Here is a 13,427-nt window from a genome sequence, read left to right on the forward strand (position 1 = left end):
GCATTTTAATGATGGTTGCTCATTCAACTGGTTATGATTGCGTTGCTAACTGGCAAACATTTTCGCTCATAACATCTGGAATGATGCCAAAAGAAAGGGTGCCTATCGTCCACCAGACCGATAATCGGGCGTGAAAACGAACGTTATCAAGCATCGGGCGACACGTTGAGTGAGGCACCGCCTATTCAGTTACGCGGCCAGAGGGAGCGATTCTTCTGGCCGCGTGACGTTTCATACCCGCCACCTCCCCCAGAGAATCCCCCCTGATTGTTTTTTACGGTGCTACTTTTTACGACGTTACTTTTTTACGTCGTTACATGGGTATTCATGCCGTATTGCGAAGTGCTGCGCATGCCGCAAGGGAAAACATTGAAGTTTTATAAGACTCAGTTAGCATCAGAGCGGATTCGATAGGTAACGAGATGATTTCTTTGAAACGATGGCGTTTATTCCCGCGTTCCCTGCGGCAATTAGTGATTATGGCGTTCTTGCTGGTTTTGCTGCCGCTGTTGGTGCTGGCCTATCAGGCTTATCAAAGCCTGAACATGCTGAGCGAACAGGCAGCGGAGATTAACCGGACAACGCTGACGGATGCCCGCCGCAGTGAGGCGATGACCAGCGTCGCGCTGGCGATGGAGCGTAGCTACCGACAGTACTGCGTATTGGACGATCAGACGCTGGCGACGCTCTATCAAAACCAGCGTAAACAGTATTCGCAAATGCTGGACTCTCACGCGCAGGTGCTGCCCGATCCCCGCTATTACCAGACGCTGCGTCAGCTTCTTACTCAGCTTAGCGAAATACGCTGCCATAACAGCGGCCCGGAACAAACAGCATCGAGTCTGTTGGAAGGCTTCTCTCGTGCTAACGGACAGATGGTGCAGGTAACGCGTGACGTCGTTTTCTCTCGCGGACAACAGCTCCAGCAGGCTATTTCTGAACGCGGCCAGTTCTTTGGCTGGCAGGCGCTGCTCTTGTTTCTGGTCAGCGTGCTGTTGGTGGTTCTTTTTACTCGGATGATTATCGGCCCCGTTAATGGCGTCGAGCGGATGATCAACCGCCTTGGAGAAGGGCGATCGTTGGGTAACACCAGCACGTTTAAAGGGCCGCGTGAGATCCGGACGCTGGCGCAGCGCATTATCTGGCTGAGCGAGCGTCTGTCCTGGCTCGAATCACAGCGACATGAATTTTTACGCCATATCTCCCACGAACTGAAAACACCGCTGGCTAGCCTAAGGGAAGGCACCGAATTACTGGCCGATGAGGTGGTCGGTCCGCTGACTGCCGATCAGAAAGAGGTGGTCACTATTCTTGATAGCAGCAGCCGCCATCTGCTACAGCTGATCGATCAACTGTTGGACTATAATCGCAAGCTGGCGGATACACCGACCGAGCTGGAGCGGGTTGAAATCGAAGAGATCGTCGAGATTGTCGTGGCCTCTCACAGCTTGCCTGCCCGCGCCAAAATGATTCATACCGATGTGACGCTGGCCGTTGAGCACTGTTGGGCGGAGACGACACTGCTGATGCGAGTGATCGATAATCTCTATTCCAATGCGGTGCACTACGGTAAGGAATCCGGTAACATTTGGATTTATAGCCGTCAGATTGGCAATCGCGTTCAGATTGATGTCGCCAACAATGGTACGCCTATTCCCGATGCAGAGCGGAGCATGATTTTTGAGCCCTTTTATCAGGGCAGCCATCAGCGCCGTGGTGCCGTCAAGGGAAGTGGGCTGGGGTTGAGCATCGCGCGTGATTGCATTCGTCGTATGCGTGGTGAGCTTAGCCTAATTACCGTGGACTATGCTGATGTGTGTTTCCGCATCGAGCTGCCCTTATTGTCCGATAACGAATAGTCCGAGAATGAATAAATAATGAATGCAGGGTTTATGAAGGGATGGCTTGCGAATAGCGTATTTTCCCGTCTTTTGACGGCGGCGATTGTGTCGTCGCCTCTCGTTTTGGCTGCGTGTAATAGCCATGTGAGCAGCGGCACGGCGTTGCTTGAGGCAGAGGCTACACCGCCGAAAGAGCAGGTTGCCGATTTCCGTATCGCGCAATGCGAGCATCTGTGGCAAATAGACGATCGTGAATCCATGAACAACGCGCTTTATTGGCTGCGGGCGATGGACTGTGCCGGGCGTTTGACGCAGTTCCAGGCCCGTGAGGAAGCCGGGCAGGTTGCGGGAGATAGCTGGGACAGCGTGTTTAAGCAGGGCATCCTGCTGGATAATGCTGGTATCACTCAGGCGGAACGCCGTCAGGTGCTGGAACAGATCAATTTATATCGTCTGGCTTTCCCTGCGGCGTTGCGCCCGCTGATGCAAACCTGGCGTGACAGACAAACGCTGTTTCTGGCACTATCAGATGAGCGCCTGCGTTATAAGCGTTTGCAGGAATCCAGCGACAAACAGCTAGACGTCCTGCGTGTGCAGCAAAGCCACCTGCAATATCAGTTAGAAACGACCACGCAGAAACTGGAAAATTTGACGGATATTGAGCGTCAACTGTCGTCTCGTAAGCAGCTGTCGGGGGAAATGCCGGATAGCGACGGCGATCGTCGCGGTAGTTCCGGTGCGAATAGCGGTAGCGGAAACAAAGACGGTTCGCGCAATTCGGCAACGAAATCCAGAAATGAGCCAGTTGATGCGGATGATACCTATACGCCGCCGATGGAATCACATACGGACAACGCGACGAGGAAGAAGGAGTCAACAAGACAATGACAGCCCGAAAAACGGCGAATTTATTGCTCGTGGATGACGACCCCAGCCTGCTGAAACTGTTGGGTATGCGTCTGACCAGTGAAGGATTTAGCGTGATGACGGCGGAGAGCGGCCAGGAGGCGCTACGGCTGTTAACGCGCGAGATGTTCGATTTGGTGATCAGCGATCTCCGAATGGACGAAATGGATGGCATGGCGCTGTTTTCCGAAATTCAGCGCTACCAGCCGGGGATGCCGGTGATCATTTTAACCGCTCACGGTTCCATTCCCGATGCGGTTGCGGCTACGCAGCAAGGCGTATTTAGCTTTCTGACGAAGCCCGTCGACCGTGATGCGCTCTACAAAGCGATAGACGAAGCGTTGGCATTGTCCGCCCCCGCGGGCGATGAAAGCTGGCGTGAAACCATCGTGACGCGCAGCCCCATTATGCTGCGTTTGCTGGAGCAGGCCAGAATGGTCGCGCAGTCGGACGTCAGCGTGCTGATTAATGGTCAGAGCGGGACCGGGAAAGAAGTGCTGGCTCAGGCGATTCATGCGGCAAGCCCGCGTGCGAAGAAAGCCTTTATTGCGATTAACTGCGGCGCGCTGCCGGAGCCATTGCTGGAATCGGAGCTGTTCGGCCATGCGAAAGGGGCTTTTACCGGTGCGGTCAGCAGCCGTGAAGGGCTTTTTCAGGCGGCGGAAGGTGGCACGCTGTTTTTAGATGAAATCGGCGATATGCCGTTGTCTTTACAGGTTAAGCTACTGCGCGTTCTGCAGGAACGAAAAGTCCGCCCGCTGGGTAGCAACCGCGATTTGGACATTGATGTGCGGATTATTTCCGCCACGCACCGTGATTTGCCGAAGGCGATGGAGAAGAACGAATTTCGCGAAGATCTCTATTATCGGCTCAACGTGGTGAATATGAAACTGCCAGCGCTGCATGAACGTGCTGAAGATATCCCGATGCTGGCAAACCATCTGCTGCGCGAATCCGCCAATCGCCACAAGCCTTTTGTGCGCACCTTCTCAACCGATGCGATGAAGCGCTTGATGACGGCAAGCTGGCCGGGTAACGTGCGTCAACTGGTGAATGTCATCGAACAGTGTGTGGCACTGACCAGCGCGCCAGTGATCAGCGATGCGTTGGTTGAACAAGCATTGGAAGGTGAAAACACCGCGCTGCCAACGTTTGTTGAAGCACGTCATCAGTTTGAGCTTAACTATTTGCGAAAACTATTACAGATCGCAAAGGGTAACGTGACGCAGGCCGCGCGAATGGCTGGGCGTAACCGAACGGAATTTTATAAACTGTTGGGCCGCCATGAGCTGGATGCCAACGATTTTAAAGACTAGCGCAGAGAGAGCGGGTAGCACGCCTGCAGCGTGATGCCGGGTGGATATGGATGGATTGTCCGCCTGAGTTCTGACATGCTGTTCACTTGCTGATGCTCGGCTTTGGCCGCAACATAGATAACACAAAGGTTCCTCCATGAAGAAAATTGATGCGATTATTAAGCCGTTCAAACTGGACGATGTACGTGAAGCGTTAGCTGAAGTGGGCATCACAGGGATGACGGTAACGGAAGTTAAAGGCTTTGGTCGTCAGAAAGGCCACACCGAACTGTATCGTGGCGCAGAATACATGGTCGATTTTCTGCCAAAAGTAAAAATCGAAATTGTCGTGTCAGATGATATCGTCGATACCTGTGTGGAAACCATCACGCAGACCGCGCAGACGGGTAAAATCGGCGACGGTAAAATCTTTGTCTTTGATGTGGCACGCGTTGTCCGTATCCGTACCGGCGAAGAAGACGAAGAAGCGATTTAATCGTTTCGCCAGTATCGCTCTATACTCTAAATAATTCGAGTTTCAGGACAAAACGTTAACGTTTTGAATAATGCGAAGCGTCAGCCCTTTAGGACGATGCTCATTTATGAGCATCGTAACGCGGCAAGAGAGGGAATCCCGATGAGCTTACTCAGGTAAGTGATTCGGGTGACAAATCTGCCGGGAGCAGATTTGAACGCTGCTTTCAGCGGCCCTTTAGGGCGAGGCCCACGACGGGCCGAGTATTTGAACGAAGCTAACGCACATGCAACTTGAAATATGACGAGTATAGAAGCCAGCCTGATGAGGGCTGGCTTCTCCACACTTACTTCCCTTTAGGCGCAGTGGGAACCCAACCCGCCAACACCTTGTCTGCCGTATATTCTGCTGCTTCCGCGTTGCTTAGCTGACGGCGTTGATCGTTTTTCTCTGCACCTGCGCCTTTGGATTTATACTCGAAAAAGCGTGAATCCTGTGGATAGAACCAGATTGTCGCACCTTGTTTATCTTTACCGGACATTTTGTCCCAGCCATAGATGTGATCATCCATGCTGGTGTTCAGGAACACCGTTTGCCCGATGGCATTAGGGTTGGCATAACGTCCATCTGGAAAGGTCGTTGTTGGGTGCCAAGGTCGACCCAGTCCATAACTTTTCGCGGGGACGCCTTTCTCTTTAATCACCCGGCTATTGGTGATGACCAATCCATATTTTTGCTTAATATCCGTGCTGGGTGCGGTGAGATAGCCAAGCGGCTGACCTTTCACGTCGGTGCGGTTGCGTGAGACGATGTCGCAATTGTCAAATAATGCAGTGCCGTCACCAAAGATGAAGTCAACGGTGCCGCTGATTCGACATTGTGAGAAGAAGCTGCGTCCGCCTTTCACATATAACGTGTCCTGATACCCGACCAGGCTGACATCATGAAACCACGCACGATCGCTATTTTCGGCAACCAGCAGCGCAACGGCCTGCGAGTCTTTTAGTTTGGTCGGATCGTCGCTGGCTTTAGCCTGATTGGCAGGATAATCGAAATCATTGCGGATGGTCAGCGAACGGGCACTGAAATCAGGCGCATCGACTTTCACCGTGTTGCTGCCGTAAGTTCCCCATTTGCTGCCATCGGGTTTGAGCGTCCCGGCTGCGGTGGTCGCGGTGATCACGGTGCCGTTACGGCTTTCGCCCTTTAGATGAATGTTGGGGCGCGTAATCGTCAGACGCTCATGGTAGACACCATTTTTCACATAGATAACAAATGGCGAACTGTCTGCTGGGGCGCTGGCAATCGCTTCAGTAATGGTTTTGTAGGCTTTGGCGTCCCCTGATTGGGCGGAAACCAGCGCATTGTAGTCGGCTGCCTGTGCTAACGATAAAGGGGCGGAAATTAACATGGCTAAGGTCAGCGTCTTGCAGAGGTGTGAGGTGTCTATCATGTCCATAGTCCTTTAATTGGTATAGGGAAGGGTACATAACGCGCGGCGCTTAAGTACGCCGCGCGCGATTCGGTCTTATCGTTTTACCTGACTGATGACTATTTGTGCTTGCTGGTCGTTTTTTCCGCCAGCGACGCTAAAGCGGGTTCCTGCCGGATGGCATCAGCAACAATCCCTGCCACGGCGATAGCGCCTTTTTTCTGAAAATGGGTGGTATCCGGCTTGCTCAGGCTACCCGCCTGATCGCGATAAAAAGGGTATTGCTTAGGATCGATCACCAGCCAGTACTGTTTCCAGTGGTCGTTGTTGCCCTGATTCGCCAGCGCGATAGTGGCTGGCTCAACGTCCAGTAAAATCACCTTGTTATCTGCTGCCGTATTCTTGATGGTCTGGCTGTAATCGCCGATAAACGCGTAGCCGTTATCTGCATTTTGCTTGGTGAAGTGGCTATGTACGGCAGGCGTGCCATCTTTGCCTTCAGCTGTTTTCACTCGGGTGGTCGGGGTAAGCAGAACCGGTGTGAGTTTGTGCTGGCGGGCAAAAGTGATGTAGCGCTCCAGCGATGTCTGGAACGACATATCGGCTTTCCCCTGCGGGGCCTGTTTTTTCCCTGCCGCATCGTTCGGGTAAGTACAGAGGTTAGCGACATCGGCTGGGCCACGTACCGCCTTCGCCCCGTTGCAGTTTTGATCGTTATGTCCCATTTGGATAAACAGGAAATCACCTTCCTTCATCAGCGGCTGCATCTGGCGGAACCAGCCTTCGTAGAAATAGTCGCGTGAGCTACGGCCTGAACGTGCTCCATTAACGACTTTTACGCCGCTATTTTTACTGAACTGTTGTTCAAAAACCTGTCCCCAACCCATACGTGGGAAGCGCCCCTTTTCATAGGTGGCTGCAGTTGAGTCGCCGACGATAAAGATTCGAGTTTGTGCTTTCTTAATCGCATCCAGATTCTGACGTGCAGCGCGATAATCCAGCGGCTCATAGTCGCCTTTGTCGTTCAGGCCAACAATCGGGTGAAATGCGCTGTCAGTCAGCACGGTATGGCCGGAGTAACCCGTATTGTTGTGATAATTGCGGTTGTGGTTAATGACGCTGACGATTTTGGTGACCGCATCCTGCTGAGTCGCGGGGTAAGTCAGAGGATCGAAACTCTTGGGCGCACTGACACCCACCTGTTTTAGCGCGTCATTAAAGCCTGCATGAAAATCAGCGTAGGCTTTTTTCCATGCTGCGGCATCCAGTTTCGGTGATGCCGTATCGTCTGTTAGCTGCTGTGGACCAATGTAGCCTGCTGCTACTGCGATATCGGAAGTAATGCGGTCAGTCAGCGGGTTGATATTGGCAATATTCTCTTTACCGTCATGCAATGATGGGGCGACAGCGGACAGGCAGATTGCACGGGAGATATTATTCAGCAGGCAGTTATTGCCGCCAGATTCGACGGCTAAAAGACGTAATGGCGGTGTGAGGCCAGAGATATCAAGGTGATATTTTCCTTGCTCATCGGTCTGTGTCTGCCGTTTCTGGCCCTGTTGGTCTCTGATAATGATGGTGGCAGGCAGATGAATATCCCGTACCGTGACATGACCGGATAAGCCGGTTTTTTCACCCAGCGTTGAACCTGACAGTAAATTAACACTGTCCGGTGCGGCGGTCTGGTGTGCCGCGATGGGAGTTTTAGCGTGTACCAGTGTGAAAGGGGCGGAAAGTATCAGCGCTAAAGCTACACTTTCTGAAAAACGTTTTGCCATGGTCAGACATATCCCTTGTTGGTTAGTCGAAAACGGTTAATGAACCCAGGTGTTATCAAAGGAAGGTCGCTATTTTTTATCGCTCTTGTCACGGCCTTTAGCGAGAACGTCGGGATTTTATTGTGCACCCAAGCTGATTCAAGGGCGATGCCTATATCCGTCATTCTTCAAGTTGCATGTGCGTTAACTGCGTTCAAATACTTGCTTTGGTGTACCAATGCTTTGTGTTGTTCAAAACGCTAACATTTTGTCTAGCACTCGAATTATTAAGGGCATAAATGCAGGCCTGTGATGAAGTAATCACTTATTAAAAATGAAATGTTATTTTAATAATATTTACTTGTCTGTGACCCACCTCTTTTTTAGCGGAGTACTTATGTCGGGGGGATATCGAAAATTATTGTACGTCAAAGTTTTTTTTGTACTCAGGCGGATAATTTCACGCTGGTGTATAGCGATACATGCAGGGCGCACACTATGGATAAATGCCAGGGTAAATAAGCTGACTGGGGGCGGTAGCTGAAAGTACTGTACTACCTCTAGTTTAAGAAACTAAGTGTCAATTAAATGGCGAAGCCACAGGCTACAGTGCTTCGCAGGTATGCCGTATACAGACTCTCTATAAAGATGTTTTCTTGATAGCAAAACTATTTCTGTCTGACGAAAATAAGGTAACAATTTGCCATTTTAGGAAAAAATGATGTTACTTACTGACTTAACATCAGACCTCTCATCAGTCAGCATAACGTTGAAATCCACCAGTAGTCCAAGTCCGGAAGCGTCGGATAGCTGGTTTGACGCCATCGACTACATTGAGATGGAAGATACTTGGTTTGACGCCTGTGAAAGTCATCATGCTCCCCCCACAGATACCCTGATCCCATTTACTGAAGACTGTCGGCGTAGTGTTCAACAACTGATCCGCACTCTGGGGGAACACTGTGAGAGCAAAATGCTTTCCGCCTGCCTTTCGAAAATACTTCCCGGCACCCCGATTAGCCTCGTTATCGCGGCAAACAGCCTGTATACCGCCATTACAGAACAACGGAACATTGATACTGCGGTATTGCATGCCCTCGGACTGGCATCATGGTGTCTTCCTGATGATATTAATATCGTTTCCCGTCTGGCGGAGTTTATCAGAGAGACAGTCACCAGTTGGGCTGATAAGAGTTTTCTGCAACATTTTCTGGGCAACGAGGAAAATCACTTATCTACCTGTCTGTTTACAGCCCTTGCGGTTACAACCATCGTAGCCAGACGTTGGATGAAAGACGAGAGTGCTCCTCAGCGTGGTTTGCTTAAGGTTCCTGCCTTTATAGCTAATATTTTTATCCGTACGAGCCATTACTGGAATACGCTGGGAAATATGGCGCGCAGTCCTCTGTCCGGCGGTGAAATGCCAGAAAATGCCGAACCATCCCGACATGTCCCTGCTTTTGAGGTCGATACCGTGGTGGAAATGACCGAAGATGTATGCGATACGGCTGCTCTTTGTTCTTCCTCTGCACCACTGTTCACCGCATTTTTGTCAAACTCAACCACTAATCCAGGGGCTTACTTCCGAGCGACAGTGCGGGGCAACCCCGTCTCAGCATCCAGGAATAATTATCACCTTCCGGTGCCTGAACAGGCACACTTTCTGGCGATGGACAAACTCCGGCAGGAAAGCAGTCTTTCTGATCTGTTGTACTGTGCGACTCGGAAAACTAAAACCCGTCAGCAGACAAACGAAAAGATCGTCACCGCCGCGCACTTCAATACGAAATGTGACGCGATTGCTTATCCTGAGCCGCTGACTAAAAAGGCTGAGAACTTAGCTGTACATACAGATATACTTGAAATGCCAATGTCTTCACCAGCAGCAGGTCGGGATAGTGGAGATACTTTGCTCCCCTTGGTGATAACGGCAACTGCTGCTGCACCCGTGCCATACATGCAGGCTCTGAAAAGCAAAACTGTTATTGCTACTGGCCTGGCTGCCGGCCTGACTGGGCTTATCGTGGGTGGGAAATTGCTGCGGGATAGGATTTGGGGGCAACAACCTAAAACGCAGCGGGGAATCGAAAAATTATCACAATTAGCTCTTTTAACCAAAAAGAGACTCAATAAAAATTCAAGTTTGATTGACTGGTTAGTTTATAAAAATAAGATAGAGTTATATACCTTTCCCACAGAAAAACTTCCACCACTGGGAGATAATGCAGATTCAGTTATTTTAACTGACGCTTCTGTTTTAAAGACTCAGTATGGATATGTTAAAATAACGAAGCTATTCTTAAATGGTAATGCTGAGTTAAAATTTAATGCACCATGTAGACAGCACGGAAAATCAAGGATAGAAATTGATTTTGATAATAAAAAAATAATGAATCGCAGTCTTGGTTTTATTTCTGAAATTATCATTAACGATATTATTGGCTGTGATTCTAGTGAGTATTACGCCGATCTAAACGAGATTTTTTTTCGTTTGATGAGTGAGTCATTATTTAGAACTCCATCTCAAAATTATTTTGATGTTATTGCCGATTTTCATTGGAGAGTTAAAAATGTATTTATTTCAAATGACGAGAATATTATTAAAAAATTATCAGACATGGAATTTGATACATACCATAAAATCAGAGATGATTTTGATGATGAAATCGCAAGTCCATTTATTTTTACGAGAGGTCCGATAATAGGAGCATTTAATTATCTTAGTTTGAGAAGAGCCAGCGATGTCTATTTCTTTGTCAAAGAAATACTCTCTGATGGGTGGAAGGATCAGGGTTCTATCAGGGAGTTAATGACTGAAAATGAATCAATTCTGAATGTTAATGGTGAGTTTTTTTTGTGTAGAATAGACTCTGAAGGCTTTGGGGAGATTGTAAATAGAAATGAGGAGCTTTTGTCGGTTAAGTTTTATCGGAATATTGGTTGGGGGATGAGTGAGAAGGGTTTTTTTTATATTAAAAACGAAGATGGATTATTTGAACCTAGCTTGGGGAAAATTAAAAAATACTATTTTCCATTTATTGATGATATATCAGGAATAATTCCTGAATTAGATGTAATTATTGAATCGGCTTTTGTGGAAAACAGGGAAAAGACTTATGATGAATTTCTTTGTCTATTTATAAAAAAGATAAAAAAATATATCTCTAATTTGGCTTTGGATTCGGAAAAAGAGGAAGCCGTTGCACTGTTTATTCTGATGGTGTTGGGAGGTAAGTTGTCATCAATAAATTCATATGCTGGTGAAATTTGTTTCAATGGTGAAGATATAATATTTAAGCGTAAATTTGTAAACATACTAAATTTGGCTCAGGCATCTAAGGTGGATGAGTCCTTCTATAACCAGGCAATCTTAGGTGTAAAATTCATAGATAATAAAACCTCTGAAATTTCCAGAGATATTGAAAATAAAAATAAACGAATTGTATATCTGGAAAAAATGAAACGATATGAGACAAGTAGAATATCTCTTTTCATTGTTATCAGCGCTCGACCATTTCTGGTGAAAAGTAATAAGAATGCTCAGAGGGAAATATCAGAAATAAATGATAGATGGGGTGTTAAAATAAATAATGAAAGAGCTGACTTAAAGATGCTCCAATCTGAATTTGATTCATTAAAAAAAGAAAGGTCGTTAATTGAACATAACTTTAAAATTATAAACGAGGTGGTTAGTGAATTTGATAATGCACCACACCAGATAGAGGGATCAGATAGGAACAATAAGATTTCATTCGAGGCATATAGTAAACAATTTCTATCATCGAAAGGTTTAGGGAATTATACAGAGGACGATATTAAAAGGAACTCATATAGAATATTACATTGTAACTATCTTGGTTATTTAAATGAATTATATAATGTAATTCACCCTTTTATTATTGATGACGATATGTCATGGGAGGGGAGAGGGGATTTGCTTGATATAGATATAGCAATGAAAAATGCAGGTGAAATTTACGCGAGAGCTTTTCCCCAAGGAGTCGAAGATGATAGGGGTTATATTATTTATTTTATTGCTGCGTATATATTTTACAAACACGATCACAGGGAAGGAGATTATAATTTACTTGAAATGATGGAGCATTATAATAAAAAAGGAAAGGAATTTTTAGGGAGGGTTTTTTTTACTGAATTTCTAGCACCTGAAGAATACGTACCTTTGGAGGATTTTCTACCCGGGAGTTTTTTCTCCTCAAGGCGTATGTATACAGATCAATTTAGTAATTATCAGGATAATGGATCGGTTGATTATGATACGAAAATTTTTTCAAATACGATTCTACTTAACGCAAAAAACCTTCCTTTAGAAGACTTGATATTGCCACCAAAACGCGTGGCATATTATAATCATAGCGGAGGTGAGATAAAACGTAATTACGGAAAGCAAATTCACCCAGACATTGGATTTTATGGCTTCATTGAATGTCATTCTGGTAATTATCTGGTAATTAATTCTTTCTTTGGGAATATTCAGGTTCGTTATTTAAATTCAAAGGATCTAGGGGGTTATTTTTCCTTAGATGAAAATTCGCGATTTGGTTTTGAAAGACAATACGATGCTTTTGTGAATGGTGAGTATTTTGGCGAGGAGCATATAATACAAACCGATCCTAACAAGAGATATGAAAGTATTATTCATAGGGTAGACTATTTTCAAGAGTTTCATGGTAAAAATTTTATTCAACTCAGGGATGCAATATCATCACTAGTAAGGAAATATATTATCTATTCAGCAAGTAATTTTAAAGACAGCATGGATAACCCATCAGTGCTTGCTAAAGCTGCCGGTTTTACTCTCCCCTTTTTTAGTGAAATATATGGTGGTTTAACGGATAAGTATCACCAGTATGATACTGATAGTATTATAATGGATGCGTTTTGTATTACGAATCTTTTAACTAGTGCGGGTCTTAGCCTCTATAAAGTGAGTAGTCAGGGTATGAAGAGCATTGCACAAACCGCTTTTTATTATAGACGTAGTGGACTTCGAGGTATCAAGCTAGCGGAGGCTGTTTTGGCTGATAGCCAAAAAGTATGGGGTTCTATTGCGACACTATCTGCATTTCAGTTAAAAAAAATAATGATAACTATTGCTGACCCTATCGGAATTGTTGGTTTTATAAAATCAAATAAAGAAAAAATAGCGTATGATATAATCAATGATTATAATAATTCTAAAGGGTTTTATTCTGATTTGCATAACTTCGCCAAACCTGTAACTACAACTACTGATGTTATTGGTGAGGGATATAAAATAATAGATAAAAATGGTAAGTTTAAAGCAAAGTTTGATCCTATTATTGGTGCGTGGCGTCTTGTCGGTGGTTATACGTCTGATGCTCCTTTAAGGTTAAGTGAAAATAATGAATGGGAGGTTGATTATGAACTTTATTTAAAGGAAAAATTAATTTCTATCGATGAGTTAAGTGTTTTTTATTCTCGTGAAAATGGTAATGCCTTGAAAGAAAATAAGTCATACTCACTAAGGTGAGAGATATAGTCGGTTAAGAAATGATAGAGTCGAGATGTTTCATGACATAACTAGTCAGGGGGCCCTCATATGCTAATTAATGCTAAAGATGGTGCCGCCGTCACGAAAAGAGAATTTGGTGGCGATTTCAATTTATATTCATAGAGAGATGAGAATCAAGTAGTTAAGCCAGTAGAAAGAATGTTTTTTACTGCACATGGAGATGCAAC

Annotated in this window: 7 protein-coding genes; 5 read left to right on the forward strand and 2 right to left on the reverse strand. The window is 46.2% G+C overall.

Annotated elements, in window-relative coordinates; genetic code table 11:
* Window positions 1-422 precede the first annotated feature (422 nt).
* From K7X24_RS16550 to glnB, 4 genes are all read left to right on the forward strand, one after another.
* Window positions 423-1,859, forward strand: a complete 1,437-nt coding sequence (locus K7X24_RS16550; protein WP_224555918.1) for a sensor histidine kinase — start codon at window positions 423-425, stop codon at window positions 1,857-1,859.
* Between the two features lie 18 nt (window positions 1,860-1,877).
* Entirely contained in the window at window positions 1,878-2,729 is an 852-nt protein-coding gene (gene qseG, locus K7X24_RS16555) for a two-component system QseEF-associated lipoprotein QseG (RefSeq protein WP_224555929.1), read from the forward strand.
* Window positions 2,726-4,063 (forward strand): two-component system response regulator GlrR, encoded by a 1,338-nt coding sequence (gene glrR, locus K7X24_RS16560; protein ID WP_224555931.1) that lies wholly within the window; start codon window positions 2,726-2,728, stop codon window positions 4,061-4,063. The genes qseG and glrR overlap by 4 nt, the downstream gene beginning before the upstream one ends.
* 136 nt (window positions 4,064-4,199) lie before the next feature.
* The gene (gene glnB, locus K7X24_RS16565; protein WP_005970202.1) at window positions 4,200-4,538 is read left to right on the forward strand and encodes a nitrogen regulatory protein P-II; all 339 of its coding nucleotides are present in this window, start codon (window positions 4,200-4,202) and stop codon (window positions 4,536-4,538) included.
* Window positions 4,539-4,863: 325 nt separating this feature from the next.
* On the opposite strand, the gene pemA is transcribed toward glnB, so the two are convergent.
* Entirely contained in the window at window positions 4,864-5,970 is a 1,107-nt protein-coding gene (gene pemA, locus K7X24_RS16570) for a pectinesterase PemA (RefSeq protein ID WP_039475135.1), read from the reverse strand.
* A 98-nt stretch (window positions 5,971-6,068) separates the two neighbouring features.
* Complete coding sequence (gene paeY, locus K7X24_RS16575) at window positions 6,069-7,727, reverse strand: pectin acetylesterase PaeY (RefSeq protein ID WP_224555933.1); 1,659 nt, start codon at window positions 7,725-7,727, stop codon at window positions 6,069-6,071.
* A 700-nt stretch (window positions 7,728-8,427) separates the two neighbouring features.
* Between paeY and K7X24_RS16580 the strand changes: the two genes are divergently transcribed.
* Window positions 8,428-13,218 carry a hypothetical protein gene (locus K7X24_RS16580; RefSeq protein WP_224555935.1) on the forward strand — a complete coding sequence of 1,597 codons (4,791 nt, stop codon included), beginning with the start codon at window positions 8,428-8,430 and terminating at the stop codon, window positions 13,216-13,218.
* Window positions 13,219-13,427 lie beyond the last annotated feature (209 nt).

The organism is Pectobacterium versatile, assembly GCF_020166435.1.
Taxonomy (GTDB): Bacteria; Pseudomonadota; Gammaproteobacteria; order Enterobacterales; family Enterobacteriaceae; genus Pectobacterium; species Pectobacterium versatile.

Excerpts from the sequence above, each read along its gene's own strand:
- K7X24_RS16550 (WP_224555918.1), top strand. The coding sequence starts at position 423 with ATGATTTCTTTGAAACGATGGCGTTTATTCCCGCGTTCCCTGCGGCAA.
- qseG (WP_224555929.1), top strand. The coding sequence starts at position 1,878 with ATGAATGCAGGGTTTATGAAGGGATGGCTTGCGAATAGCGTATTTTCC.
- K7X24_RS16580 (WP_224555935.1), top strand. The coding sequence starts at position 8,428 with ATGTTACTTACTGACTTAACATCAGACCTCTCATCAGTCAGCATAACG.
- pemA (WP_039475135.1), bottom strand. The coding sequence starts at position 5,970 with ATGATAGACACCTCACACCTCTGCAAGACGCTGACCTTAGCCATGTTA.
- glnB (WP_005970202.1), top strand. The coding sequence starts at position 4,200 with ATGAAGAAAATTGATGCGATTATTAAGCCGTTCAAACTGGACGATGTA.
- paeY (WP_224555933.1), bottom strand. The coding sequence starts at position 7,727 with ATGGCAAAACGTTTTTCAGAAAGTGTAGCTTTAGCGCTGATACTTTCC.
- glrR (WP_224555931.1), top strand. The coding sequence starts at position 2,726 with ATGACAGCCCGAAAAACGGCGAATTTATTGCTCGTGGATGACGACCCC.